Here is a 26869-nt window from a genome sequence, read left to right on the forward strand (position 1 = left end):
GGCGGAAACCTTGTCTGAGAGCGTGCAGATTCGGACCGCGGCACGGCGCAAAGGATCGCCGGGCGATGGCGGACGACGGGACGGAGGTCTCAGCGGCCGCCTGCCCAGTCTCAGAAGTTGTAGCTGACCGACAGCGTCGCGTTGCGTGGCGCACCGTAGTTGCCACTGGTGGCGTTGTTGTACAGCGACAGCAGGTATTTGCGGTCGGTGAGGTTGTTGAGATTGAGCTGGGTGCTCCAGTGCTCGTCGAAATCGTAGCTGCCCAGCACATCCACCAGCGCATAGGCGTTCTGGCGGATGCGGCTGTTGTTGTCGTTCTCGATACCGCTTTGCCATCTCAGCCGCGCGCCGACCTTGGCCTGGGGCAGGCCTGGCAGGCGATAGGTCGCCAGGCCTCGCAGGCTGTGGCTGGGCACGAATTTGCGCGCCCGCTCGCCGTCCGCGTCGTCGATGCGGACATAGGTGTAACCGGCCAGCAGGTCCAGACCGGGCAGCGCCTCGCCGGAGACCTGCAGTTCCAGGCCATGGCTCTGGTAGTCGGTGGTGTCATAGAGATAGCGCGAACCGGCGAGCACCGAGGTGGCGGCCACGTTGCGCTGCGTGGTCTTGAACACCGCGGCAGTCAGGCTCAGGCGATCGTCGAACAGGCCGCCCTTGATGCCGGCTTCCAGGCTCTTGCCCTCCAGCGGATCGAGTAGCCGGCCATCCAGGCCGAAACTGTGTTGCGGGCTGAAGATCCTGGTCCAGCTGGCATAGAGACTCCACTGCGGATTCAGATCGTAGACCAGGCCGGTATAGGGGGTGACCTCGCCATGGGCACGGGTGTAGTAGTCGTCGCCATAGCTCAGGCCGCTGGCATCGGCGCTGAGCATCCGCGCACCGACGATCCAGTGCAGGTCGTCGATCAGATTGAAGCGGGCGCCGGCGAACAGGCTCTTCTGGCGATCGATGAAGTCCTGGGTATGGCCGCTGTCGTCGGTGTATTGCAGCGACGGCTCGGGGACGCCGGCCAGGGAGCCGGAGAGGGTGGTGGGGTAGTAGCCGTCCTCGGCGAGGATCTTTTCGCGCAACTTTTGGTGGGTCCGGCCGTAGCTGGCGCCCAGGGTGAGTTCGTGGTCGCGGCCGAACAATTCGAAGGGACCGGACAGCCTGGCCTCGCCGATCAGCTGGTGCGCCTTGCTGGCGGAGTGGTCGCCGAAGGCAGTGGCGTCGTCGCCGCTGACCCCGAAGATGTAGTACATGTCGGCGTTCTGCCGCTCGGTGACGCCGGTCGCCGTGAGGGTACCCTGCCAGCCGTTGCCGAAGTCGTGGGTGAATTCACCGAAGACACGCTGGGTATCCAGATTCCAGTAGGTCCAGTCCTGGCCGATGCTGGAACTGCGACGGCCGTAGTGCAGCGGAGCGCCGTTCGCGTCGGCCAGCGGCAGGTTGCCCCAGGAGCTGCCGTTGGCGTCGCTGTTGTGCTGGGAGAAACCCAGGGTCAGGGTGTCGGCGTCGCTGAGGTCGAAGGCCACCAGACCGGCCGCTATGTTCTTTTCATGGCCATAGCGATCCAGCCAGGAATTGCCCTTGTCGTGGGCGTAGATGAAGCGTCCGCGCACGTTGCCGGTCTCGGTCAGGGGGCCGGAGACATCGGCATCCACCCGACGGTTGTCCCAGGAACCGACGCTGGCGCCGAGCCTGGCCTGGAACTCGGCGGTGGGCCGCTTGCGGACGAAGTTGACCGCCGCGGAGGGATTGCCGGTGCCGCTCATCAGGCCATTGGCCCCGTGCAGGACGTCCACCTGCTCGTATTCCGCCAGATCCTGGTCGCCCACCAGGGTGGTGCTGACGAAGGGCATGCCCATGCCGTCGTACTGGAAGCTGTTGATGTCGAAGCCGCGCGAGGTGAACTGGGTGCGGTCGGTCTCGGTCTGCTCGACGGTCACCGACGGGGCGGCGCGCAGGGCTTCCTTGATGCTCTGCAGGCGGAAATCCTCGACCTGGTCGCGGGTCAGGGTGGTGATCGCCTGGGGCGTCTGGCGTTCGCTCAGTCCCAGGCGCGTGGTGCTGGTGCTGACCGGGCGCCGGTAGCCGACATCGGCGCCGCCGCCTGCGGCACTGGCCTGAATGACGGTCTCGGGCATCGCGAGGGCGGCCTCGGCGCTACCACCTTCCAGGGCGTAGATACCGGCACCGCGTTCGCTCCAGCGATAGCCGCTGCCACGCAGCAGGTGCTCGAAGCCCTGGTCGAGGGTATAGCGGCCCTGCAGCCCCGGACTGCTGCGACCGGCCAGCGGCGCCGGATCGAACACCAGCTGGACCCCGGCCGTGGCGGCGAAGCGGGCCAGTACCGCGTTCAGCGGACCCGCGGGAATCCGGTAGTCACGCCCCTCCGCGGCGGCCAGGGCCGGCAGGGGCAGCAGGGCCAGTCCGGCACCGGCCAGGGGCACGCCCTGCAGGGCGACGGCCAGGATCAACGGAGTGAAGCGTCGGGTGCCGGGTTGCTGCCGGTGGATCTTTGCCATGTCGTGTTGCCGTCCTCTAAAGCGCACCAGGCGCGGGCTGCCACCGCTCCCCATGAGGGTGTCTGCAGCTATCCCGGACGAGCGCGGAAAAGTGCTCAGGGGGCGGGGACTTTTTTCGGCGACGTCGTTGACGTTCAGGGGGCGCCCACCGCCACCCAGTAGCGGGTGCGACGGGTGATGCGGATCGGCAGGGTGCGTTGCAGCGCCAGCAGGGCCTGGTCGGTATCGTCCAGTGACAGGGCGCCGGACACCCGCAGCCCGGCGACGGCCGGGTCGCAGCGCAGCAGGCCTGGGCGATGGCGACCTAGTTCTGCCAGCACCTCGTCCAGCGGGCGGTCGTGGGCGACCAGCATGCCGCGCGTCCAGAGGCTGGCATCCTCGTCTACCGAGGCAAGGCGCCGCACGCCGTAGGCATTGAACCAGGCCTGTTGCCCGGCAGCCAGCCGTACGGCAGCGCCCCGTTGCGGACGCAGCTCCACGCCGTGGGCGAAGACCGCGACCCGGCACAGCGGCTCTTCCAACCGCACGCTGAAACGGGTGCCCAGGGCCTCGATCTCGCCTTGTGCCAGGTCGATCACGAAGGGTCGGCGCGGCACGACCGGATCGGCATGGGTGGTCACCAGCACCTCGCCCCGTCGCAGGTGCAGGCGGCGGGTGCCTTCGTCGAAGCGTACGTCCAGGGCGGAGTCGCTGTTCAGCACCAACTGGCTGCCATCGGCGAGTAGCAGGGAGCGCCGCTCGCCGATGGCGGTCGTCAGCTCGGCACCCAGCGTATCCAGTCGCAGGGTGCGCAGGGCTAGCCAGCCGCTGGGAGCCCCCACCAGCAGGGCGGTGAGCAGGCGCAGGGTGCGCCGCCGGCTGAGGGCCCGGTCACCTGCGCGGCATAGCGCCTGCTGACCGATATCCAGCGGAACGTTGGCGAAGGTACCCATGACCCGCTCGGCCCGTGCCCAGGCCGCGCGATGGGCCTCGCTCTGCGCTCGCCAGCGCTCGAAGGCCTGGCGCTGCGCCTCGTCGGCGTCGTCGAAGTTCAGCGTGAGTAGCCACTCGGCCGCTTCTTCGAGCAGCTGCGGCGCGGGAGGACTCATGCTTCGCCGGCCACCAGGCAAGCCACCAGGGCGCGCTGGATGTAGCGACGTACGGTGATCACCGCCAGATCCAGCCGCACGGCGATCTCGGCCAGGGTCAACCGCTGGAATTGAGCCAGCAGGAAGGCTTCCCGTACCGGGCCGGGCAGGCCGTCGAGCATGGCATCGATGCGCAGCAGGGCGTCGACGATCAGCCAGTGCGTCTCTGGCGAAGGCACCTGGGCCTCAGGGAGATGGGCGATGGCTTCGCGATAGGCGCGCTCCACCTCCTGGCGTCGCCAGAGGTCGATCACTAGCCCCTTGGCCACCTGCACCAGATAGCGCCGCGAGTCCTCACGCAGCGGCAGCCGGCCGGAGCTGAGGATGCGCAGATAGGTGTCCTGGGCGATGTCCGCCGCATCCGGCGCGTTGCCCAGCCGCCCGCGCAGCCAACCGCTGAGCCAGCCGTGATGATCGCGATAGAGCCGATCCAGGGCGACGGTGGGCGAGCCGGAAGACAGGGCAGGGCGCATGGAAGATCCTTGGCGCGAGCGCCGGTCTTAAATGATAAAGCGTCTCATTTTAGTTAAAGGCTGAAGGGCGCACAATGCGTGATCGAGCGGATCGACGAAGCGGGCAGGTGGTCGAGGATCAGGTGGGCTCCGCCTGCCGCTCCAGGGTTGGACCGGTCAGGCCGCTGGAGAAAGGGCGGGAGGGAGAAGCGCGGCCCGAGGCGGTTAGCCTTGGGCCGGTCTCACGGTGGCCTCAATCCTGCGCATGCTCCAGGGCATAGGCGCGGCAGTGGGCCAGGTAGCCCATCTCGTGGGCGCCCACCAGTTGCACCACGCTGCTCCACAGCCAGGAGGGCGCATCCAGGGTGCGGGTGCGATTGCGCTGCAGATCGCTCATCCACTCGACGCGGGTGGCCAAGTCCATCTGCCGGGCGTGGGCGCGGCCGACCACCCGGGCCAGGTAGGCCGCGGCGCTCATGGCTTCGCGGGCGCTGAGTTCGTCCAGTTCCAGCTTGAGATCCTGGGGCAGCAATTCGCGGATGAAGAAGGAGTGATCCAGCAGGCGCACCGCCAGCATGCGATTGCCCAGGGCCGGGGAGAGCTGGCGGGCACCTTCCACCACCCGCTTGCCGTTGTCGCGGGGCATGGTGGCATGGGCCACGCGCGGAGCGGCGGCGGCCACCGCCTGCTTGACGTCGATCAGGCAGTAGTCCTGGTCATCGCCATCGTCCACGCCCAGCAGCACGGCGTAGCGGCGCAGGCCCAGGGAGCTGCAGCCCTTGACCCAGTAGGCACTGTCGAGCAGTTCGACGCGGCTGTCGTGGCTGCGGCCCTTGAGCGAGGTCACCAGGGCATGGATGCCCGGCGTCTCGCACAACTCGGCGATGGCCTGGCGCTCGGCCTTGCTCAGCTGCCAGAAGTGCTTGCCCAGCGGCAGCTTGGGTCGAGTGTTTTCCATGCGCTCCTTGGCCAGGTGCTTCCAAGTGCGCTGCACCGCGCTGCGCATGCCGGCCTTGACCTGGGCCGGCCGCGGCACCTCGCGCTCGAGATCGTCCTCGAAGGCTATCTCGTAGCCGCGCATCATCTCTTCGAGCATCCGCGCCGTGGTCACCCCCGGCAGGTCGGAACCGCGCGCCGCGGTGGCCAGCGACAGCGCCAGGCGCACCAGGTCATGGGCCGGATTGCCGACCACGGTCTGGTCCAGGTCGCGGATGTTGACGTCGGTGGAACCGTGCAGGTCGCCGGTGGGGCCCAGGTTGCCGGCATGGCAGTCGCCGCAGATCCATACCGCCGGCCCATTGGGCAGGTTGCGGCCGGGCTGGCTGTGCAGCCACTCGTAGAACTGCACCGTGCTGCCGCGCACATAGGCGTGGGCGGAACGGGCCATTTTCAGATTGCGCAGTTGGTTGAGGCGGGGGAGACGATCGACGGGACGCGGGGTTTTCATGCAGGGCGCAGGCCTTGAGGGAGACGCCTTTGTGACCGTTGCGCTGGATGAATGTTGCGAGGTGTTTCGGCAAGTCGATCCCGGCCAGGTGCCGGGATCTAGGGGACAGGCTACGGGGAGGCCTGGCGCTAGCAGCGGAACTGGCTGATCTGGCGATTCAGGTCGTTGGCCAGGGCGTCCAGGGACACCGCGGTCTGCACCGTCTCGCCGATGGCTTCGCTGTTCTGCTGGGCCATCTGCGCCAGACGCTCCACGGTACGGGCGACGTCGTGGCTGGCAGCGGTCTGCTCGCGCAGGGCCAGGGAGATCTGGTTGACCACCCGCACCACCTTGTCCGAGGCGGTGTTGATGCTGACCACCGCCTCACCCGCCTGGTTGGCCAGGTCGACCCCGCCATTGACCTGGCGGACGCCCACCTCCATGTCGCTCATGGCCGCCTGGGTCGCCGCCTGGATCTTCTCGATCATGGCGGCGATCTCCTGGGTGGAATTGGTGGTGCGTTGCGCCAGCTGGCGCACCTCGTCGGCCACCACGGCGAAGCCGCGTCCCTGTTCGCCGGCCCGCGCCGCCTCGATGGCGGCATTCAGCGCCAGCAGGTTGGTCTGGTCGGCGATGCCCTTGATCACGCTGACGATGGAGGACACCCGCTCGGAATGCTCGCCCAGTTCGCCGATGCGGGTGGCCGAGGACTGCACGGTACCGGCGATGGATCTCATACTGTCCACCGAGGCCTGGATGGTCTGGCCGCCATCCTGGGCCAGCCGGCCCGACTGGCTGGAGAGGTCATGAGCCTCCCCGGCATTGTCCGAGACATGGTTGATGCTGACGGTCAGCTCTTCCACGGTAGCCGCCATGCTGGAGGCGGCGCTGGACTGTTCCTGGGCGGCGGCGGACAGCTGCTGGGAATTGGCCGAGATGCTATGGGAGGCGGCGACCAGGTGATCGGTGCCCTGCTTGATCCCCTGGATCATGCCGCGCAGCTTGTCCTGCATCTGGGCGAAGGCGGTCAGCAACTGGCCCAGTTCGTCGCGCCCGCCAGCGGGAATCGGTGAATCCAGTTGGCCGGCGGCGATGGTACGGGCGACGGCGACGGTCTGGGCCAGCCGGCCCACGATGGTGCGGGTCAGCGACCAGGCGATGCCCAGCGCCAGCAGGGTAGCGAGCACGCCGCCACTGATCAGGATCGTCAGGGCCTGCTGCTTGGCGTCGTCCATCGACTGGGTGCGGCCGTCCAGCAGGCGATTCTCGCGGGTCTTGAGCTGTGCCAGCAATTCGCGCATGCCATCCATCCTGCCCTTGTCCTGGGCGGTGGCGATGCGCGCGGTCAGAGCGTCCAGCGGCTGGGTACCGGCATTGACCTGCCGGCGCAGGGCCAGGATCTGCTGCACGGACTCGGAGTTCCACTGCTGCTTGGCCTGGCCCAGCTGAGCCAGGCCGGCCTGCTGCTCAGGGTTGTCGCGGGTGAGTTGAGTGAGTTCCTGCAACTGCTCGGCGAACTGCTGCTCGCCCTTGTTCAGGGGATCGAGAAATTCTTCCTTGCCGGTCAGGGCGAAACCGCGCATCCCGGTTTCCATGTTGACCAGCGCCAGCAGGGCCGCATCCGAATCCTGCAGGACGTGGTAGGAATGGATGTTCTGCCGGACAGCCTGGTTGACCTGGTTGAAGCCCTGCCAGGCCGCCAGGATCAGCGCCAGGATGATGACCAGAATGGCACCGAAGCCGAGTCTGAGTTTGTTCGCGATGGTCAGCTGTTGCAGCATGGGAAGGCCTCACGCGCCAGGTTGTCGACTCACGCCCAGGGGGCAAAGGATTGGGGTACAGCAAGCTAGCGGAGGGGAACGCGACTGATCCGTGTCTTGCGTCGACGGTGGGGACGCGTGGCTCCTGATAGTGCCGATACCGCGGATGACTCCAGTCGCGCCGCGCCTAGCCGAATGCAGGCCGAAAAAGGCCGATATCCGCGCAAGAGTGGCAGGCTAGAGCCTCCGAGCCTGGTCTTTGAGCGGTCACTCCTGAAAAAGTTTTGTGTGACGCAATAAACATTTTTGCGCTTCGCAGAGGCACTGGCGGACGGTCCGCCGCGAAGGACAGGCGCGAAGAAGGTGCCGTCAGCGTTCCAGGCGGGCCAGCCGGCGAGCCAGTTCGCCGGCTTCCACCGCGCTGGCGACATTGGTGAACCCCAGCAGCAGCCCCTGGGCCTGGGGCGTTTCCAGATACCAGCGCGACAGGGCCTGAACCCCCAGGCCGTCGGCCCGGGCGGCCTCCGCCCAGCGGCGATCACCGCCCTGCGGCAGGCGCGCCAGCAGGTGCAGCCCGCCGGCCTGCAGGTCGATCCGCACCGCTTCACCCAGGCTGTTCGCCAGCGCCTCGGCCAGCCACTGGCGGCGCTGTCGGTAGAGACTGCGCATACGGTTGAGATGGCGGGCGAAATGCCCTTCTTCCAGAAAGCTCGCCACCGTGGCCTGCAGCAGCAGGGGCGCATGGTTGTGCAGCCGGTCGGCGCTGCGACCGAAGGCGGCGACCTGCGCGGGCGGTACCACCAGGTAGGCGAGGCGCAGACCGGGAAACAGCACCTTGCTGAAGGTCCCGGTGTAGAGCACCCGACCGCCGTCATCCAGGCTCTTGAGCGCGGGCAGCGGCTTGCCCTGGTAGCGGTATTCGCTGTCGTAGTCGTCCTCGATGATCCAGGTGTTCTGCCGCATCGCCCAGTTCAGCAGTGCCAGCCGCCGAGGCAGGGCGAGGGACACGCCCAGCGGACTCTGGTGACTGGGGGTGACCAGGGCGCACCGGGCGGCCGGGGCCCGGGCGAGACCGGCGGCGACGTCCAGTCCCGCCGCGTCCACGGGCACCGGCACCAGATCCAGGCCGGCGCCCTGCAGCGCCTGGCGGGCGATGAAATAGCCGGGCTCCTCGAACCAGCAGGCGTCGCCAGGTGCCAGCAGCGTCTGGACGACCAGGTCCAGGCAGGCGCGATAGCCCGCGCAGACGAACACCTGCTCCGGACGACAGGCAATCCCGCGGGACAGGCCCAGGTAGGTGGCGATGCCGGCGCGCAGACCGGCGTGACCCCGGGCATCGGGATAGATCAGTCCTTCCAGGCCCTGGCTGCGCAACTGCCGCGCGGCGAGGCGCGTCCAGCCTTTGCGTGGAAAGGCGTCCAGCGCCGGCAGGCCCAGCTGCAGGGGCAGCGGCGCGCCACCGGCATGGATCGCCGCGGCGTCCGGTGAGGAGGGTACGGCCGGTGCTGGAGCGGCCGGGCAACGCCACTGGGGCGAGACGATGGTCCCGGCCGGACCGCGCGGCAGCAGAAAGCCTTCGGCGATCAGCTGCTGATAGGCCATCTCCACCGTCCCCCGGGCCACGTTCAGCTCCGCCGCAAGGGCGCGCACCGCAGGCACCCGGTCACCGGGTCGCAGGCGCCCTTCGTCCAGCGCCTGGCGAAAGCGCTGATAGAGCTGCCGGTAGAGCGGCAGGGCGAGGCGACTGTCGAGGGCAGCGGTGAGGGTCATGGCCTGGTCGTTTGTATCTTTCTTGGCTCTATAGCCTAGGCCATCGGCTGCCTAGAGTGGGTCATCTTTCCCGGAGACAGCCGTCATGCCCCTGACCTTCCAGCCTTTGTTGCCCGATCATCCGCTGTGCCTGGCCAGCCTGACGCTGATGCGGATATTGCGCCCGCATCTGGACGATGCCGAACGTTACCAGGCGCAACTCCAGCGCCAGGCGGCCCAGGGCTACCGGCTGCTGGCCGCCCTGGAGGAGGGCGAGGTGATCGGCCTGGCCGGGTATCGCGAGCTGGAGAATCTGCTCTACGGCCGCTTCCTCTATGTCGATGATCTGGTCGTGCAGCCGGCTCGTCAGCGCGACGGCCTGGGTGGACGGCTGCTGGCGGCGGTCCGCAGCGAAGCCCTGGATCGCGGCTGCTCCCACCTGATCCTGGATACCGGTCTGCACATGCCGCTGGCCCAGCGCTTCTATTTCCGCCAGGGCCTGCTCGCCCGCGGCCTGCATTTCGCCGAGCGGCTGACGGGGGCGGTGACGCCATGAAGACCGCCCTCCATGTCAACGCCAGTCCACGTCCGGCCACCTCCCAGGGCTATCGGCTGGCCGGTGAACTCCGGGCCGCGCTGAGGCTGAGCTGGCCTCGCCTGGAAGTACTGGAGCGGGATCTGGCCGCCATGCCGCTGCCGCCGCTGAGCACCGACTATGCCGAGGCCCTGACCCGGCGCACGCCACCGCAGGCAGCGGTATTCACCCTGTCCGAAGCCCTCATTGGCGAACTGGAGGCCAGCGACCTGCTGCTGATCAATACGCCGCTGCACAACTTCACCCTGCCTGCGGCGCTCAAGCTATGGCTCGACTACGTGCTGCGCATCGGCCGCACCTTCGCGTCCACTGCGGAGGGCAAGCGCGGTCTGCTGGCCGACCGGCCGGTCTACCTGCTGGTCGGCTCGGGTGGTCATCACCGCGGCCCCCAGGCGCGGCAGCCGGACTTCCTCACCTCCTACCTACGTCATGCCCTGGGCACGCTCGGGCTGTTCGACCTGAACTTCATCTATCTGGAAGGCCTGGTCGGCGACCCGGCTGATGTGGCCGACACCCTGGCGTCTGTCCGTGAACAACTCTCCCGCGAGGTGCCCTTTCGCGCGCTCGCCAACCCTGTGACCGCTACCCTGGAGTAAGCCATGAGCCAACTGCGACTGCCGTTTTCCACCCTTTCACCCGCCGCCTACCAGGGCCTGATCGCCACGGGCCAGGCCCTGGCGCAGAGTTCGCTGGGCCTGGAGCTGGTGGAGCTGATCTATCTGCGCATCTCCCAGATCAATGGCTGCGCCTTCTGCCTGGGCAAGCACGCCGAAACCCTGCGCGAGCAGGGCGTCAGCCAGGCCAAGCTGGATCGTCTGGCCGGCTGGCGCATCAGCAACCTCTTTGATGCCCGCGAGCGCGCGGCCCTGGAGTGGGCTGAGACCCTGACCACCGTCGCCGACAAGGGCGCGCCCGATGCGGCCTACGAACCACTCAAGGCGCAGTTCAGCGACGCGGAAATCGCCGACCTGACCTTCGCGGTGGCGCTGATGAATGCTTTCAACCGGCTGGCAGTGGGGATGCGCCTCTAGGCGAAGGCAGGCCGCAGCGAAGGACGATTTCCGGACTTCGCTGCGCTCCCGGCAGGCAGGGCGCTCGGCAGTCGGAGTCAATGACGGGCGCTCACAGGCCAGGCCGGGCCCGGGCTATACTGGGCCTTTCTACCCGACTACCCAGGTGCAGCATGGCTACCGATACCTCGAAGCTGGATCGAATCCTCGCCGAGACCCAGCGCGAGCGCGAACGCGGCTATCGTGACAAGGCGCTGAAGATGTATCCCCACGTCTGCGGTCGCTGCGCCCGCGAGTTCGCCGGCAAGCGCCTGAGCGAACTGACCGTGCACCATCGTGACCACAACCACGACAACAATCCCCAGGACGGCTCCAACTGGGAGTTGCTCTGCCTGTACTGCCACGACAACGAGCACAGCCGCTACACCGATCAGCAGTACTTCAGCGACAGCTCGCTGAGCACGCCCAAGGTGGCCCAGGCCACCCACAACCCCTTCGCCGGGCTGGCCGGGCTGCTGAAAAAGGACTGAGTGCGCGGCGATCAAGGCAGGTCGCCCTGCCTTAAGCCGATCTTAAGTCTCACGCTCTAGCGTTTCAGGTCTTTGGCCGGTTGCCGACCTGGGAGCGAGCAGGGATGAGACGTTCGAACGTTGCGAAGCGATTGTCCGCCGGGGCCTTGGCCTTGCTGGCCGCAGGCTGCCTGACGGAGGCCTCCGCCGAGATGACCGTCATCCGCGGAGAAGGCTCTGCTGCCAGTGCCGACACCGCGTCGGTGTACTTCAACAGCGGTATCAACGACCGCTCGGTCAGCTCCCTGCTGGCTGCCCTGAGCGACATCGCCCTCAAGTATCCCGCGACCAAGAACGTCAATCTCTACCTAAACAGCCCTGGCGGCAGCATGGAGGCGGGCTATGTCGCCTACGAGTTCATCCGCCACTATCCGCTGCACATCAATACCATCGACGCCGCTGCGACGGATTCATCCGCCACCATGATCTATTGCGCGGCCGAAGATCGTTATGCCGCGCCACTCGCCAGCTTTCTCCTGCATCCGGCCGCGGCGGCCATCGCCGTCAACGGCTACATGAAGCCGGACCAGGCCAAGCAGGCGTTCGAGGACGTCGAGCGTGAGAACCTCAAGTTCCGCGAGATCTACAAGGGCTGTCTCAAGCTGACCCCGGAGGAGCTCACCACCCTGCTGTCCTCCGAAAGCAACAGACGACGATTGGGCTACGACGCAGCCAAGGACATCGGTTTGATCACCCGGACGCCGGACCGGTTGCCGCGTGGGATCGACCGGGCTACCTACCTTGTCAGCGATGGCGGTAGCCGGTGAGGGCAGGTTGACGCCCAGCCACACCGGCGGGCACGGTCTACAAGCGCTCGTTCTTTCGTGATACCCTCGGCGCATGCATTTCCCTTCCCGCGACTGGCAACCCAGTCCCCCATAGCTCGCGCCTCCCTCGTCCTTGCCTCGCTGCAAGGACCTCTGCCGTCCTGTCGCGCCCGCGACTTGGCGGCTGCCAACCCTGGAATACACGCCTGATCCGGCGTCTGCCACTCGCTTGACGGGTCAGGCACAGGTGCGAGTTGTCTATGTTGAATACCCTCAGAACACATTGGTTTTCCAATGTGAAGAACGATGTATTGTCCGGATTGGTCGTCGCCCTGGCGCTGATCCCCGAAGCCATCGCCTTTTCCATCATCGCCGGACTCGATCCCAAGGTGGGGCTCTATGCCTCCTTCTGCATCGCCGTGGTGATCGCCTTCGTCGGCGGTCGCCCCGGGATGATCTCGGCGGCTACCGGCGCCATGGCGCTGCTGATGGTGACCCTGGTCAAGGAGCACGGCCTGCAGTATCTGCTCGCCGCGACCCTGTTGACCGGGGTGCTGCAGATCGCCGCCGGCTACCTGCGTCTGGGCGCGCTGATGCGCTTCGTGTCCCGTTCCGTGGTGACGGGCTTCGTCAACGCCCTGGCGATCCTGATCTTCCTGGCCCAGTTGCCCGAGCTGACCCATGTCGGCTGGGAGGTCTACGCCATGACCGCCGCCGGGTTGGGCATCATCTATCTGTTCCCGCTGCTGCCGATGGTGGGCCGGCTGCTGCCGTCGCCGCTGGTGTGCATCCTGGTGCTGACGGGCGTCTCCCTTGCCCTGGGGCTGGATATCCGCACGGTGGGTGACATGGGACAGCTGCCCGATACCCTTCCGGTGCTGCTCTGGCCCCAGGTGCCACTGACCCTCGACACCCTGCTGATCATCCTGCCCTATTCCCTGGCACTGGCCGTGGTGGGGCTGCTGGAGTCGCTGATGACGGCCACCATCGTCGACGACATCACCGACACGCCCAGCGACAAGAATCGCGAGTGCAAGGGGCAGGGGATCGCCAACATCGCCGCCGGCCTGCTGGGCGGCATGGCGGGCTGCGCCATGATCGGCCAGTCGGTGATCAACATGAAATCCGGCGGGCGAACCCGGCTGTCCACCCTCTGTGCGGGTGTCTTCCTGCTGCTGATGGTGGTGTTCCTTGGCGACTGGCTCGCGCGGATCCCCATGGCGGCGCTGGTCGCGGTGATGATCATGGTGTCCATCGGCACCTTCAGCTGGGATTCGATCCGCAATCTGCGGCGCCATCCGCTCTCCACCAACCTGGTGATGGTGGCCACCGTGGTGGTCGTGGTCGCTACCCACAACCTGGCGCTCGGCGTGCTGGTCGGGGTCTTGCTGGCCTCGCTGTTCTTCGCCAACAAGGTGGGGCACCAGCTGAGGCTGACGTCCCGTCTGGAAGCGCCCGGCATTCGTGTCTACGAGGTGCGTGGCCAGGTGTTCTTCTCGTCCACCGCGGCCTTCATCGACGCCTTCGACTTCAAGGAGGTGCTGGACGAGGTCCGCATCGATCTCAAGGCGGCCCAGTTCTGGGACATCACCGCCGTCGCCGCCCTGGACAAGGTCGTGCTCAGGTATCGCCGGGAAGGCGTGACCGTGCAGGTCCTCGACCTCGACCAGGCCAGCGCGACCCTGGTCGATCGCTTCGGCATCCACGACAAGCCGGGGGCCGGCAGTGAACTGCTGGGCCACTGAGGAGAGACACCTATGAGCAAGATCATCGCCTGTATCGACGGCTCGCCCCTGGCGGGCAGCGTCTGCGACCACAGCGCTTGGCTGGCCCACCGCCTAACGCTACCCATCACCCTGCTGCATGTCCTGGAACGCAGCCTCTATCCGAGCTCACCCGACACCAGCGGCGCCATCGGTCTCGGCTCGCGCGAGCACCTGCTCGAAGAGCTGGCCCGCCTGGACGAGCAGCGTGCCCGTCTGGCGCGGGCTGACGGCGCGGCGCTGCTGGATGGGGCTCTGCAGCGGTTGCGCGAGCGAGGCATGGCGGCGGTCCCAACGACGCTCCAGCGCCATGACTATCTGGCGGATACCCTGCACGAGCTGGAGGCGGAGCTGGGTGTGCTGGTGATCGGCAAGCGCGGGCAGCATTCTGGCAGTCGTGGCATCGGCAGCCAGCTGGAAACGGTGGTGCGGACGCTGCACAAACCCATCCTGGTCTGCGCTACCGACTTCACCGAGCCCCGGCGCTTTCTGGTCGCCTACGATGGCAGCGAAGCCACCCATCAGGGCTTGTTGCGTGTCGCGAAGAGCCTGCTGTTGTCTGGGCTCGAAGGCGAGGTCCTGCAGGTCGGCGACGCCACTCCGGCCCGGCTGGCCGGACTGGAAGCCGCCGCGGATCTCTTGAGGTCCTGTGGCAGTGTGGTGACGACGCAGCTCGTTCCCGGGCATCCGGAAGAGGTGATTCCCAATCGGGTCCAGGCTACCCGGGCCGATCTGCTGGTGATGGGCGCCTACAGCCATTCCGCCGCCAGGCGCTTCCTGTTGGGCAGTCAGACCTCTCACATGCTGCGGCACACCGACATCAACATCCTGGTACTCCGCGCCTGAGCGCGCGGCCCTGGTCAGGATCGCGACCAGGGCCCTGGCCGGATTTCGGCTGCAAGGCCTGTTCGAGAAAGTCGATGAAGGCCCGCACCTTGCCGGTCAGCGCCGAGCGTTCGGCGACGCAGGCATAGATATCCATGGCTTCCGACCGGGCCGACGTGACGCCCTGGCCCTCTGCGCCGAACAGCGGTACCAGCTGCCCGCCCTCGATCAGCGGCAGGGCGACGAAGTCCGCCAGGCGCGCGATGCCACCACCGTTCACCGCGATCTGCGCCAGCATGTCGATGTCGTCGCAGACGAAGCCGGGGCGCGTGGCCGCCTCGAAGACCTGGCCGTCGCGCTCGAACCGCCAGGGCAGATAGCGACCGTCGGTAGGGTAGCGAAACAGCAGGCAGGCGTGCTGCTGCAGGTCTTCCGGAGTGCGCGGCGTGCCCGCGTGAGCCAGATACGCGGGCGCCGCGCAGAACAGGAAGGCGCGGGACGCGATGCGCCGGGCGACCAGGCTGTCGCTGAGCTGCGCCTTGATCCTCAGGCTGACGTCTATCTGTTCCAGGCGATGATCCAGGCGCCAATCGGAGCCGATCAGTTCGATGTCGATGCCGGGATAGCGGCGCTTGAATGTCGGCAGCAGCGGCGCCAGCAGATGCCGGCCGAAGGCGGCGGTGGTCGCCACTCGCAGCGCGCCCTGGGGTTCGCTTTCCAGGGTCGCCGACTGGGCGGCGCTCTCGACCTCCTGCGGGATGTGCCGGACCTTGTCGAAATAGCGGGCGCCGCTTTCCGTCATGGCTAGGCGGCGCGTGGTCCGCGACAGCAGGCGCACGCCCAGATGGGCCTCCAGCCGGGTCAGGCTCTGACTCACCGCGGCCGCACTCAGGCCCAGGCCACGGGCAGCCCCGGCGATGCTGCCGGCTTCCACGACCTTGATGTAGGTACTGATCAAACCCAGGATGTCCACGAGATTCCTGTCGGTGTATTCGTTGATTTCTGTTGAAGGTGAACCAACGACGAGGCGGCTACCGGCCGGTTCCGGTGCTTGTTAGCTTGGCCTCGCTCATCCACCAGAGACTAGCCGATGAATTCCCAGACTCCAGCGCTTCCCGCCAGACGACGCCTGCCCAAGGGTGTGACGCCCTATGTGTTCGCGCTCTATATGTCGACCATCATGGCCTTGCTGATGTGCCTGGTGATCACCCTGGCCGAGTTCGGGTTCGATGCCCATTACTTGAGGAATGTGATGAATGCCTATCAGGTGGCGATGCCTTCGGCGTTCGTCTGCGTGTTGCTGGTACGACCGCTGGTGGCGCGGCTGGTCGCCCTGACCGTACAGGCCTGAGGCGTCCGCTGTGGCGCTCGCCGCGGGTCGTCGATTACCCGCGTTCGCGCCGGGCCAGCCAGACCAGGACCGCGAGCCAGCAGACGCCCGCGGCGTAATTGAGGCGCTGGTACAGGCCGAAGCCCTGGCCGTCGGTGACCGCTCCGGCCATCAGGGCCGCGGTGACCAGCGCCATGCCGGTACAGAGGATCGAGAAGCAGGCAAAGCCCGGCGAGGCCAGCAGGCGCCTGCCGAGCCAGCCCCAGAGTGCGCTGGCGAGGGTCAGCGACAGGAACATCACCAGGCCCGCCAGGTTGTGCAGCGCTTGCGAGCGCGACGGCTGCACCGGGGCGCAGCCCTGGTCGCACGGAAAAAGCCCGGTGGCGAAGCTGGCCAGGCCATGCAGCAGGATCAGGGCTGCACTCAGGCAGGCCAAGCGCGATCTGCGAAAGCGCCGGACCAGACCCAGGCCGACCAGCACGAAGAGCACTCCGAGCGGCATGTTGTTGATCCAGGCGGAAAAGCCCTGCGTGGGGGCATCGACTGCACCCAGCCGACTCAAGGCATGGTCCATATGGCTATAGCCGGGATAGGCCAGGGCGGTCAGTCCTACACCGATCGCCAACCAGACAGGAATCACCAGACCCATGCCCAGCAGAACCCGGTCGGTCCTGTTCAAGGTGGACGTCCTCGTCATCATGGCGCGCGCTTCCTGGGTCTCGAGATCCGCTCATGCTAGGAGGCGCTGGCGGCGAGCGTTACCGATTTTTTTGCAAGGCAGCTTGCCCAGGCGTCATCCTGTGCCGTTCCGCTGCCAAGGATGACCGCTGATGACTAGACGCCTGCCCAGCACCACGGCGCTGGTGGCCCTGGAAGCGGCCGCCCGCCATCTCAGTTTCGCCAAGGCCGCGCAGGAGCTGGCACTGAGTGAGGGCGCGATCAGCCGGCAGATCGCCAAGCTGGAGGCTGCTCTGGGCGTCCGGTTGTTCAATCGGGTCGGCAATCGCGTCGAGCTTTCCGCCGCCGGTGCCGGCTATGCCGCTCATATGCGCACTGCGCTCGCCGACATCGAGCGCCATACCCAGCAACTGATCGCCCAGGCCCGCGGCGCCACGGCACTGGAAATCGGCGTTATCCCGACCCTGGCCGGTCGCTGGCTGATTCTCCTGCTGGCGCGCTTCCGCGAGCGCCATCCGGACATCGAGGTCAACCTCCGTGAGCGGACGCAGCCCTTTGCCCTGGAAGACAGCGGTCTGCATGCCGCGATCAACTACGAGCATCCGAGCTGGCAGAGCCTGAGGGTGCAACGGCTGTTCGAGGCGCAACTGGTGGCGGTCTGTCACCCCCGTCTGGCTGACCGGCCTCCCGTCAGCCTGCCGCTGTTGCACAAGCGGGAGAGCCCGCACAGCTGGACCCGCTATGCCGCACTTGCAGGGCTATCCCTGGGCGCCCCGACGGCTGGCCCCACCTATGATCGTTACTCGCTGCTGATCGAGGCCGCCAAGGCCGGCTTCGGCATGGCCCTGGTACCTGAGCACTACATCGAGGAAGAGCTGGTCGCCGGGCGGCTCCAGGCGCCGTGGCCGGTCCTGCCGGAACTGCGCGAACGCTATGTGCTGGTCACCCGTCCAGCGGAGGAGAGCGATCCGGCGCTGGCAAACTTCGAGCGGTGGTTGCTGGAAGAGGCGAGAGTGAGGTGAAAGAAATCCAGCCGTAGGTTGGGCCGAGACAGCTCCACCGTCGAAGCCCGACGATTCAGCGTTCATCCGACAGGTGTTGGGCTTCGCTGCGCTCGGCCCAACCTACCTTCTGTGCCGCGTTTTCCTTCCCGCTGCAAGTCCATCCCAGGCGCCCCTCTCCCTTGGGGAGAGGGGCGGGGTGAGGGGAAGGAGCGTCCGTCAGGATCACACCTTGAAGCGCGCCGTCATCTCCTGCAGGCGTACGCCGATGCGGGCCAGCTCCATGCTCGAGGACGCCGTCTCTTCACTGGCGGCGGCGGTCTGATCGGAGATGTCGCGGACGTTGGTGACATTGCGGCTGATCTCTTCGCCAGCCGAACTCTGCTGCTCGGCGGCGCAGGCGATCTGTTCGTTCATCGACTCGATGTCCTTCACCGAGCGGGTGATGCGCTTGAGCATCTCGCCCGCCTCGCGCGACAGGCCTACGCTGCTTTCGGTCAGTTGCACATTGTGGTCGAGTACCGTGCCCATGCGGTCGGTGCTCTGATGCAGACCGGTGATGAGCTGAGCGATCTCGTCCGTCGAGGAGCGGGTGCGCTGGGCCAGACCGCGGACCTCGTCGGCGACCACGGCGAAGCCGCGTCCCGCCTCGCCGGCGCGGGCGGCTTCGATGGCGGCATTGAGCGCCAGCAGATTGGTCTGCTCGGAAACCGCCTTGATCACGTCGAGCACGCCGCCGATGCTGTCGGCATGGCCGCGCAGGGTGGCCATGGCCGTCTTGGTCGATTCCATTTCCCGGGCCAGCACCTCGATCTGGTCGACCGCCTTGCTCACCGACTGCTCGCCCTGCAGGGCCTGGTGACTGGCTTCCAGCGCGGACTTGGCCGCGTTCCCGGCGTTGCGCGCCACCTCGTGGGTGGTGGCGGTCATCTCCTGCATGGCGGTGGCGATCTGGTCGGTCTCGACCTTTTGCGCTTGCACGCCAGCGCTGGTCTGTTCGGTGACCGCCGACAGCTGCTCGGCGGCACTGGCCACCTGGACCACACCGTCGCGTACCTCGCCGATCAGGCGGCGCAGGTTGCCGGTCATGCCTTGCATGCTGGTCTGCAGGGCGCCCAGTTCATCCTTGCGGGTGACCTGCTGCTGATGGGTGAAATCACCGTTGGCGACCTGCTCGGCCAAGGCCACGGTGTCCTGCAAGGGCTTGACGATGGAACGGGTGATCAGCCAGGCACAGGCCAGGCCCAGGGCGATGGCGACGGCCAGCCAGATCAGCAGCAGCTGACGGGCACCGGCCACGTCGGCCGTGCGGAATTCCTGCTGGATGCCGGTGAGCTTGTCGGCGATGCCGAGCAGGGTGGTGATGGTCGTGGTGATACCGCCCTGCGCCTGATCCACCTGCGCCTGCGCGGCCACCAGCTGATCGAGACGCTGCCCGTAGCCGGAGATTTCACCGACGAGCTTTTGCACGGTCTCGGTCGACAACGCCGTGGCGCCGAGCGCCTTGGCCTGGGTGAGGGCGGTATTGACTGAGGTGCGCGCGGTCTGCTCGCTGTCCTTGCCGGGTGCGGTGGCGTAGCCACGGAAATCGACCCTCATCCGCTGCACACCGATGAAGAGCGTCGCCAGCTGCTGGCGATCGGCAGGACGACCGGTCTCGCCATTCGCCTCTTCGGCCAATGTCAGCAACTGGGCATTGGCTGCCTCTGCCGCGCTGCTGGCGATCTTGCGGATGGATTCCCGCTCGCGGGTGGCGGTGATCGTCTGGTTGTAGAACTCGCGATAGCGTTTGAGCGCGGCCCCGGCCTCGTCGAGCAAGGCCTTGTTCGCCGGCGAGTTGAAGTGTGGAAGGATGGCCTGCAGCTGGCCTTCGGTCTTGTCCAGGGCGGCAAGCCACTTGGCCGCCTGGGCGTCATCGGCCTTGGTGAAATACACCAGCCGTTCGATGCGCATGTCGCGGGCCAGGGTGCTGTAGCCGGCGATATCGTTCATGCGCTCGCTGCGATCGCGCAGGGTATCGGTGGCCGACCAGCCGGTGTAGGCCACCAGCAGGATCATGCCGATGAGCAGGGCGAAGCCAAGGCCCAGCTTGGCCCTGACGCTTATATTGCTTAATGGATTCCAGCCAACTTGCTGCATGTGGACTACCTGGATAGCGGAGCGTTGGAAGGTGCGGGCCTGGAGACCTCGCGCCTCGTGCTTCGCGGTTACGGCAGCCTCTTTCGATTCGTCAACCGCCCGGCAGGACCGGTCGGTGCGAAGGGGCGCTTGGCCGCTGGTGCGGGTAACCACGGATTGGCCCCAAGGAATCGTCGGGTCTTTGGCGCTCGATCCGCCACCGCGCCGAGGGGATGGCAGGCGACAGCGAGGGCTCAAGGACGGGCATATCCATGGCTACGATTCTTAAGGCCTGCTTAATAGAACGCGAATCGCCGTAATATTCGAATCTGGACGATAGGCTGCGTGATTACCTGGATATTCGGCAGTATCCGGAGTGATCACATGTCCTATCTGTTTGTTTTTACTGGGTTTTCCCGTCTATTAGTTTGACGATATGAGTGGTGGATTGAGGGTCCGGAGAGGACGGGGTATTTCCTTCGGCCGCAATGAAAAACGCCCCGGCCTGGAGGCCGGGGCGTCAACTGGATCGCCGGGCTAACCGATCAGACCGCCGCGCTGCGTTCCTTGATGTCCTGATGCAGGATGCGGTCGTTCTCGGAGTAGTCCACCGGGCAGTCGATGACATGGACGCCAGGGGTGTCCAGGCAGTGCTGCACCAGCGGCGCGAAGGCGGCCGCGCTTTCCACGCGATGGCCATGTGCGCCGTAGCTTTCGGCGTAGCGGACGAAGTCCGGATTGCCGTAGTCCAGGCCGAAGTCCTCGAAGCCCATCTGCGCCTGCTTCCAGCGGATCATGCCGTAGCCGTCGTCGCGCAGGATGATGACCACCAGGTTCATCTTCAGGCGTACCGCGGTTTCCAGTTCCTGGCTGTTCATCATGAAGCCGCCGTCGCCGCACACCGCCACGATGGGGGTGCCGGGATGCACCAGGCGCGCGGCCATGGCCGACGGCAGGCCGGCGCCCATGGTGGCCAGGGCGTTGTCCAGCAGCACCGTGTTGGGCATGTAGGCCTTGTAGTTGCGGGCGAACCAGATCTTGTAGATGCCGTTGTCCAGGGCGACGATGCCGTCGGACGGCAGCACGTTACGCAGATCGGCCACCAGGCGCTGCGGATAGACCGGGAAGCGGTCATCGGTGGCGCCTTCGGCGACATGGGCCTCGTTGGCTTCGCGGATGTGCAGCAGGCGGTCGAAGTCCCAGGTGGGCTGGACCTCGATGCGCTCCTTGATCTCCCAGATGGCGTTGGCGATGTCGCCGACCACCTCGACCTGGGGGAAGTACACCGGATCGACTTCGGCGGAGCGGAAGTTGATGTGGATGACCTCGGTGCCGCCCCGGGTCATGAAGAACGGCGGCTTCTCGATCACATCGTGGCCGATGTTGACGATGAGGTCGGCGGACTCCAGGGCGCGGTGCACGAAGTCACCGGCGGAGAGGGCGGCGTTGCCCAGGAAGCGCGGGTGGCGCTCGTCGACCACGCCCTTGCCGAGCTGGGTGGTGACGAAGGGGATGCCGGTCTTCTCGATCAGCTGCCGCAGCACCCGCGCGGTCATCTTGCGGTTGGTGCCGGCGCCCAGCACCAGCACCGGGCTGCGGGCGTTTTCCAGCTTGGAGACGGCGGCGGCGATGGCCTTGGCTTCGGCGACCGGACGACGGCTCAGGCTCGGCGGGACCGGCAGGCTCTCGGTGTGCTCGTCGGCGATGTCTTCCGGCAGTTCCAGGTGCACGGAGCCGGGCTTTTCTTCCTCGGCGAGGCGGAAGGCCTCGCGGATGCGCGACGGGATGTTGTCGGCGGAGGCGAACTGGTGGGTGTACTTGGTGAGCGGCGCCATCATGCGGCACACGTCGAGAATCTGGAAACGCCCCTGCTTGGATTTTTTGATCGGCTTCTGGCCGGTCAGCATCAGCATCGGCATGCCGCCCAGGTAGGCGTAGGCGCCGGCGGTGACCAGGTTGGTGGCGCCTGGACCAAGGGTGGAAAGGCAGACACCGGTCTTGCCGGTGAAGCGGCCGTAGGTGGCGGCCATGAAGCCGGCGGACTGCTCGTGGCGAGTCAGGATCAGCTTGATCTGCGAGGAGCGCCGCAGGGATTCCAGCAGGTCCAGGTTCTCTTCGCCGGGAATGCCGAAGATGTATTCCACACCCTCGTTTTCCAGGCAGCGAACGACCAGATCGGAGGCCTTCATCATGAGTGTCGTGTTCCTTGTAGGGTGGGTGGCGAGCGCCTGAAGCGCCTCCTCTATGAGGCGCGGCGGTCACTGTACTCAGGAACGGCGAAACATTTCAAAACAAGGAACCACCCAGTTTTACTTCTGTGACGAAAGGCCGCAGCGGAAACGATTCAGGCGACGCAGCGCTGCAGCGAGGCCCGGGCGTGGCGCAGGTGCAGGCCGGCGAACAGCAGGCCCAGCGCGGCGATCACCAGGGCCGGTTGCAAGTTGCCGGCAAAATGACTGCTGGCTGCGCCGAGCAGCGGACCGACGAGTTGGCCGCTGGCGAAGCTGGCGGTCAGCACCCCGGCATTGCGCTGCGGCGTGGCCGGTGCCAACTCGCGGCCGTACTGCATCACCAGCTGCATGCAGGCGAGGAAAGGGCCACCGCAGAGCAGCACACCGAGGAACAGCGCCAGGCTGCCCGGCAGGAGGCAGAGCAGCACACCCGCGGCCTGCAGCCAGAGGGTGGCGATCAGCCAGCGGCGGGTATCGGTGCCCGGGCGTCTCAGGCTGACCAGCACCACGCCCAGCGCCGCCGCCAGGCCATAGCCGGGCCAGAAGAGGTCGGCCTGCCACTGGCCGTGGAAGCGGCTGGCGGCCATCTGCGAGAGGAAGGTCGCCGGCAGGATGTAGCCGACGCCCACCAGGCCATAGGCCAGGATCAAACGGTTGAAGGCGGGCAAGCGCTTGGCCGGCGCCGCGGCGGTGGTAGGCAGCGGGGTGGCGGGACCACGCCGCGGCAGCAGGGGCAGCAGGGCCAGGGTGGCCACGCTGGCGAGCAGGCCGTAGCTCAGCCACAGCTGGTTGGAATCGCCACCCAGGCGATTGCTGACCAGGGCCATCAGGCCACTGATGAGAATGCCTACTCCGGGCCCGGTAAAGACCAGGGCGCCCAGGCGTGGCCGGCCGGCTTCGGCGGCCAGGGGCTGGCTTAGACCGGTCACCATCACCAGTACCCAGGCGCTGGCCAGGCCGGTGCCGAAGCGCAGTAGCGCCTGGGCGGCCAGGCCATCGGCCAGCAGGGAGGTCAGGGTCAGGCCGGCGCAGAGCCAGAGTCCCCCGACCAGACGCGCATGGGTCCGACGGGCGAAGAGCGCGTCCAGGGCGCCGAGCAGATAGCCCAGGTAGTTGGCCGCGGCCAGCAGACTGGCGCCGGTGAGGTCGATCTGACCCTCGGCGATTAGGTGGGGCAGGGCGGGGGTAAGGGCGAAGCGGCCGATGCCCATGGCGGTGGCCAGGGCCAGCAGGCAGGCCAGCAGGCGGGTTGTGGCGGTCATCGCAGGACTCCAGTAGCGAGCGGATGAGTACAGCCTAGGCCTTGAAGTTGATCAATAAAAACGAATAATAGAGAAATAGATGTTCAGCTAAAGAGAAAGGCGGTGATCGATGGAGTTCGCAGAGCTACGCATCTTCCAGGCGGTGGCCGAGGAAGGTTCCTTGGTGAAGGCCGCCGAGCGACTTAATCGGGTGCCGTCCAATCTCTCCACGCGCCTGCGCCAGCTGGAAGACAAGCTGGGGGTGGAGCTGTTCCTGCGCGAACGCCAGCGGCTGCACCTGACGGCCGCCGGCCACCGAATGCTGGACTACGCCCATCGCCTGTTCGCCCTGGCCGACGAGGCGCGCAGCGCGGTGCAGGGCGGCGAGCCGGCCGGTACCTTCGTCCTGGGGTCCATGTTCAGCACCGCGGCCATCCATCTGCCAGGGCTGCTGGCGCGCTATCACCAGCGCTATCCCAAGGTGAATCTGCAGGTGCACAGTGGCCCCAGCGGCGAACTGGTGGAAGGCTTGCTGGCCGGTCGCCTGGACGCGGCCCTGGTGGACGGCCCGGCGCCCGACGCGACGCTGGAAGGCCAGCCCTGGTTCGAGGAGCGGCTGGTGCTGATCACCGGGCTGGAATTCGGTCCGGTGCGTTCACCGGCCGACGTGGCGGGACGCCCGGTTTTCGGCTTTCGCGCCGGCTGCTCCTATAGACGCTACCTGGACACCTGGTACGCCGCGGCGGGGGTGCCTAGCGGACCGGTGATGGAGATCGAGTCCTACCACAGCATGCTGGCCTGCGTGATCACCGGCGGGGTGGCGCTGATGCCGGAATCCATGCTCGACAGCCTGCCCGGCCGCGAGCGGGTGCAGCGTCATCCGATCCAGGCGCGCTTCGCTCAGGCCACCACCTGGCTGATGTGGCGCAAGGGCCGTGAGGGGGCCAATCTGCGCAGCTGGCTGGAGTTGCGCGAGAGCCTGCAGACCGACCGCGAAGCTGTTGCTTTGGTGTGATGATTACCCGATCCTAGGCGGCGGACTCCTACCGTCTACCGAGGACGATCATGATAAGAATAGCCATCGTCGGTTTGGGCAAGATCGCCCGTGACCAGCACCTGCCGGCGCTCGCCGCCAATTCCGACTACGAGCTGGTCGCCGTGGCCAGCCGCAACGCCCAGCTCGACGGCGTCGCCCACTATCCCAGCCTGAGTGCCCTGCTCGAAGACGGCCCGGCGATCGACGCCGTGTCGCTCTGCGCGCCAGCGGCGGTACGTTACGAACAGGCCCGCGAGGCCTTGGCGGCGGGCAAGCACGTGATGCTGGAAAAACCGCCGGGGGCGACCCTGAGTGAAGTGGAAGCCCTGACGCGGCAGGCCGAGATGGCGGGTCTGTCGCTGTTCGCCACCTGGCATTCCCGCCATGCCCAGGGCGTCCAGCCAGCCCGCGAATGGCTGGAAGACAAGCGCATCCAGGCAGTGCGGATCGAGTGGAAGGAAGACGTGCGCGTCTGGCATCCGGGTCAGGCCTGGATCTGGGAGCCGGGCGGCATGGGCGTCTTCGATCCGGGCATCAATGCCCTGTCCATCGTCACCGCCATCCTGCCACGGCCGTTCTTTCTCAAGGAGGCGACGCTGCAGGTGCCCGGCAACTGCCAGACCCCGGTGGCCGCGCAACTGGCCTTCGTCGACAGCGCCGGCGTGCCCATCGCCGCCGACTTCGACTTCCTGCAGACCGGTCCCCAGACCTGGGACATCCATGTCGACACCGATGGCGGTCGGCTGACCCTGAGCAAGGGCGGCAGCGAGCTGTACCTGGACGGGCAATTGAGCCACCAGGGCCCGGACCGGGAGTACGCCGGCCTTTATGCCCGCTTCGCCGAGCTGGTCGCCCAGAACCGCTCCGATGTGGACGTGGCCCCGCTGCGCCATGTGGCGGATGCCTTCCTCTATGGCCGTCGCGAGACGGTGGCGGAGTTTCATGAGTAGGGCGACCCTCACCCCGGCCCTCTCCCCGAGGGAGAGGGGGCGTCATGATGGGCTCTTGTAGGTTGGGCTGAGCGCAGCGAAGCCCAACGCTACCCGGGCCTGTTGAGCTTCGACGATAGGGCCGTCTCAGCCCAACCTACGGGTTGGCGGTCCCCTCACCCCAACCCTCTCCCGGAGGGAGAGGGTTGGGGTGAGGGGACCAAGCGTAGGGTGGAAAACGGCGCAGCCTTTTCCGCGTGCGGTATCTCGTAGGTTGGGCTAAGCGCAGCGAAGCCCCACGCAGCCCGGACCTGTTGGGCTTCGACGATAGAGCCGTCTCAGCCCAACCTACGGGTTAGCGGTCCCCTCACCCCAACCCTCTCCCGGAGGGAGAGGGGCGTTCGAACCAGGCGTAGGGTGGAAAACGGCGCAGCCTTTTCCGCGTGCGGTATCTCGTAGGTTGGGCTGAGCGCAGCGAAGCCCAACGCTGCCCGGGCCTGTTGGGCTGCGACGATAGGGCCGTCTCAGCCCAACCTACGGGTTAGCGGTCCCCTCATCCCAACCCTCTCCCGGAGGGAGAGGGAGCGTTCGGACCAGGCGTAGGGTGGAAAACGGCGCAGCCTTTTCCACGCGGGCTAGCTCGATGCTCAACGCCGCTCCAGCAATACCCCACTTTCCATATGGTGCGTCCAGGGGAACTGGTCGAACAGGGCGCAGCAGGTGATGCGGTGGGTGTCCTGCAACTGGGCGATGTTCTCGGCCAGGGTCTCCGGATTGCAGGAAATATAGAGGATGCGCTCGAAGCGGCGGGTCAGCTCGCAGGTGTCGGGGTCCATGCCGGCGCGGGGCGGGTCGACGAAGACGGTGCCGAACTGGTAGCTCTTGAGATCCACGCCGGCCAGGCGGCGGAAGGGACGGACCTCGTTGAGCGCCTGGGTCAGTTCTTCGGCGGAGAGACGCACCAGGGTGACGTTGTCCACGCCATTGCTGGCCAGGTTGTGCAGGGCGGCGTTGACCGAGGTCTTGCTCACCTCGGTGGCCAGTACCTTACGGACCCGGCTGGCCAGCGGCAGGGTGAAGTTGCCGTTGCCGCAATAGAGCTCCAGCAGATCGTCGTCGCGCTCGCCCAGGGCGGTATGGGCCCAGCTCAGCATCTTCTGGTTGACGGTGCCATTGGGCTGGGTGAAGCCGCCCTCGGGTTGGAGATAGCGGTAGGTCGTCCCGGCCACCTCCAGTTCTTCGAGCACATGGTCACGCCCGATCACCAGGCGCTGGCCGCGGGAGCGACCGATCAGGCTGACGCCCAGGTCGGCGGCCAGGCGCTCGGCGGCGGCTTGCCAGGCGGCGTCCAGGGGGCGGTGGTAGGCCAGGGTGATCAGGGCGTCGCCACTCAGGGTGGTGAGGAATTCCACCTGGAACAGCTTGAACGACAGTGCCACGTCCGCCTGCCAGCCGGCCTTGAGGCGCGGCATCAGATCGTTGATGCGCTGGCTGGCGATGGGGAAGGCCTCGATGAGGATCGGCGTGCGCTTGTCGCCCGGGGCGAACATGGCGTAGTGGCGTTCCTCGTTCTCCCGCCACAGGCGGAATTCGGCGCGCAGCCGGTAGTGCTGCAGCGGCGAGGCGAAGACCTCCGGCTCGGGGGCCTGGAAAGGCGCCAGCAGTTCGCGCAGGCGGTTGGCCTTGGCGTCGAGTTGAGCCTGGTAGTCGGCGGGAACGAAGGAGGGTTGGGACATGGTAGATCCGGAGCAGGGT

Annotated in this window: 23 protein-coding genes and 1 pseudogene; 11 read left to right on the top strand and 13 right to left on the bottom strand. The window is 66.8% G+C overall.

Going from position 1 to position 26869, the window contains the following annotated elements:
- Positions 1-110: 110 nt before the first annotated feature.
- From OMP44_RS23700 to pdxR, 7 genes and pseudogenes are all read right to left on the bottom strand, one after another.
- Positions 111-2507 (bottom strand): TonB-dependent siderophore receptor, encoded by a 2397-nt coding sequence (locus OMP44_RS23700; RefSeq protein WP_273862617.1) that lies wholly within the window; start codon positions 2505-2507, stop codon positions 111-113.
- Positions 2508-2641: 134 nt separating this feature from the next.
- The gene (locus OMP44_RS23705; protein WP_280311478.1) at positions 2642-3595 is read right to left on the bottom strand and encodes a FecR domain-containing protein; all 954 of its coding nucleotides are present in this window, start codon (positions 3593-3595) and stop codon (positions 2642-2644) included.
- On the bottom strand, positions 3592-4107 hold the full coding sequence (locus OMP44_RS23710; protein ID WP_074584476.1) for a sigma-70 family RNA polymerase sigma factor: 516 nt from the start codon (positions 4105-4107) through the stop codon (positions 3592-3594). The genes OMP44_RS23705 and OMP44_RS23710 overlap by 4 nt, the downstream gene beginning before the upstream one ends.
- Positions 4108-4339: 232 nt before the next feature.
- Entirely contained in the window at positions 4340-5533 is a 1194-nt protein-coding gene (locus OMP44_RS23715; RefSeq protein ID WP_133859764.1) for a DUF2252 domain-containing protein, read from the bottom strand.
- Between the two features lie 128 nt (positions 5534-5661).
- A complete protein-coding gene (locus tag OMP44_RS25195) occupies positions 5662-6525 on the bottom strand; it encodes a methyl-accepting chemotaxis protein (RefSeq protein WP_410003723.1) in 864 nt (287 codons plus the stop codon).
- Positions 6520-7293: pseudogene (locus OMP44_RS25200) on the bottom strand (CHASE3 domain-containing protein); the annotation flags it as partial. The pseudogene OMP44_RS25200 and the gene OMP44_RS25195, both read right to left, overlap by 6 nt.
- Before the next feature lie 348 nt (positions 7294-7641).
- Complete coding sequence (gene pdxR, locus OMP44_RS23725; RefSeq protein ID WP_280311479.1) at positions 7642-9042, bottom strand: MocR-like pyridoxine biosynthesis transcription factor PdxR; 1401 nt, start codon at positions 9040-9042, stop codon at positions 7642-7644.
- 85 nt (positions 9043-9127) lie between these two features.
- Here pdxR and OMP44_RS23730 point away from each other — a divergent pair, with 85 nt between their 5' ends.
- The 7 genes from OMP44_RS23730 (at position 9128) to OMP44_RS23760 (ending at position 14571) form a co-directional block, all read left to right on the top strand.
- Positions 9128-9577 (top strand): GNAT family N-acetyltransferase, encoded by a 450-nt coding sequence (locus OMP44_RS23730; RefSeq protein WP_273862612.1) that lies wholly within the window; start codon positions 9128-9130, stop codon positions 9575-9577.
- Positions 9574-10212: an FMN-dependent NADH-azoreductase gene (locus OMP44_RS23735; RefSeq protein WP_280311480.1), complete on the top strand. Its 639-nt coding sequence runs from the start codon at positions 9574-9576 to the stop codon at positions 10210-10212. The genes OMP44_RS23730 and OMP44_RS23735 overlap by 4 nt, the downstream gene beginning before the upstream one ends.
- 3 nt (positions 10213-10215) lie before the next feature.
- The gene (locus tag OMP44_RS23740; RefSeq protein WP_280311481.1) at positions 10216-10647 is read left to right on the top strand and encodes a carboxymuconolactone decarboxylase family protein; all 432 of its coding nucleotides are present in this window, start codon (positions 10216-10218) and stop codon (positions 10645-10647) included.
- Positions 10648-10799: 152 nt separating this feature from the next.
- Entirely contained in the window at positions 10800-11156 is a 357-nt protein-coding gene (locus tag OMP44_RS23745; RefSeq protein WP_133859758.1) for a YajD family HNH nuclease, read from the top strand.
- Positions 11157-11347: 191 nt separating this feature from the next.
- On the top strand, positions 11348-11962 hold the full coding sequence (locus tag OMP44_RS23750) for an ATP-dependent Clp protease proteolytic subunit (protein WP_166655861.1): 615 nt from the start codon (positions 11348-11350) through the stop codon (positions 11960-11962).
- Between the two features lie 260 nt (positions 11963-12222).
- On the top strand, positions 12223-13707 hold the full coding sequence (locus OMP44_RS23755) for a SulP family inorganic anion transporter (RefSeq protein WP_273862611.1): 1485 nt from the start codon (positions 12223-12225) through the stop codon (positions 13705-13707).
- Positions 13708-13719: 12 nt separating this feature from the next.
- Positions 13720-14571, top strand: coding sequence for a universal stress protein (locus OMP44_RS23760; protein ID WP_280311482.1), 852 nt, complete (start codon positions 13720-13722; stop codon positions 14569-14571).
- Here OMP44_RS23760 and OMP44_RS23765 read toward each other — a convergent pair.
- On the bottom strand, positions 14546-15523 hold the full coding sequence (locus OMP44_RS23765) for a LysR family transcriptional regulator (RefSeq protein WP_280311483.1): 978 nt from the start codon (positions 15521-15523) through the stop codon (positions 14546-14548). The genes OMP44_RS23760 and OMP44_RS23765 overlap by 26 nt on opposite strands.
- Positions 15524-15640: 117 nt before the next feature.
- On the opposite strand from OMP44_RS23765, the gene OMP44_RS23770 reads away from it, so the two are divergent.
- On the top strand, positions 15641-15901 hold the full coding sequence (locus tag OMP44_RS23770; protein ID WP_187978741.1) for a DUF2798 domain-containing protein: 261 nt from the start codon (positions 15641-15643) through the stop codon (positions 15899-15901).
- Positions 15902-15935: 34 nt separating this feature from the next.
- On the opposite strand, the gene OMP44_RS23775 is transcribed toward OMP44_RS23770, so the two are convergent.
- Positions 15936-16577: a DUF998 domain-containing protein gene (locus OMP44_RS23775; protein ID WP_423815028.1), complete on the bottom strand. Its 642-nt coding sequence runs from the start codon at positions 16575-16577 to the stop codon at positions 15936-15938.
- Positions 16578-16710: 133 nt separating this feature from the next.
- On the opposite strand from OMP44_RS23775, the gene OMP44_RS23780 reads away from it, so the two are divergent.
- Complete coding sequence (locus OMP44_RS23780) at positions 16711-17580, top strand: LysR substrate-binding domain-containing protein (protein WP_273862608.1); 870 nt, start codon at positions 16711-16713, stop codon at positions 17578-17580.
- A gap of 204 nt (positions 17581-17784) precedes the next feature.
- Here the strand turns inward: OMP44_RS23780 and OMP44_RS23785 are convergent, their stop codons facing one another.
- From OMP44_RS23785 to OMP44_RS23795, 3 genes are all read right to left on the bottom strand, one after another.
- On the bottom strand, positions 17785-19698 hold the full coding sequence (locus OMP44_RS23785) for a HAMP domain-containing methyl-accepting chemotaxis protein (protein ID WP_187978743.1): 1914 nt from the start codon (positions 19696-19698) through the stop codon (positions 17785-17787).
- A gap of 524 nt (positions 19699-20222) precedes the next feature.
- A complete protein-coding gene (locus tag OMP44_RS23790) occupies positions 20223-21869 on the bottom strand; it encodes an acetolactate synthase large subunit (protein WP_187978744.1) in 1647 nt (548 codons plus the stop codon).
- Positions 21870-22021: 152 nt separating this feature from the next.
- Positions 22022-23170 carry a YbfB/YjiJ family MFS transporter gene (locus OMP44_RS23795; protein ID WP_280311484.1) on the bottom strand — a complete coding sequence of 383 codons (1149 nt, stop codon included), beginning with the start codon at positions 23168-23170 and terminating at the stop codon, positions 22022-22024.
- A gap of 109 nt (positions 23171-23279) precedes the next feature.
- On the opposite strand from OMP44_RS23795, the gene ptrR reads away from it, so the two are divergent.
- Together ptrR and OMP44_RS23805 are read left to right on the top strand one after the other, a co-directional pair.
- Positions 23280-24164, top strand: a complete 885-nt coding sequence (ptrR, locus tag OMP44_RS23800; protein ID WP_280311485.1) for a putrescine utilization regulator PtrR — start codon at positions 23280-23282, stop codon at positions 24162-24164.
- A 50-nt stretch (positions 24165-24214) separates the two neighbouring features.
- Complete coding sequence (locus OMP44_RS23805; protein WP_280311486.1) at positions 24215-25135, top strand: Gfo/Idh/MocA family protein; 921 nt, start codon at positions 24215-24217, stop codon at positions 25133-25135.
- Positions 25136-25761: 626 nt separating this feature from the next.
- On the opposite strand, the gene trmA is transcribed toward OMP44_RS23805, so the two are convergent.
- Positions 25762-26850: a tRNA (uridine(54)-C5)-methyltransferase TrmA gene (trmA, locus tag OMP44_RS23810; protein ID WP_187978747.1), complete on the bottom strand. Its 1089-nt coding sequence runs from the start codon at positions 26848-26850 to the stop codon at positions 25762-25764.
- Between the last annotated feature and the right edge of the window lie 19 nt (positions 26851-26869).

The organism is Pseudomonas flavocrustae (assembly GCF_029872515.1).
Taxonomy (GTDB): Bacteria; Pseudomonadota; Gammaproteobacteria; order Pseudomonadales; family Pseudomonadaceae; genus Chryseomonas; species Chryseomonas aestiva.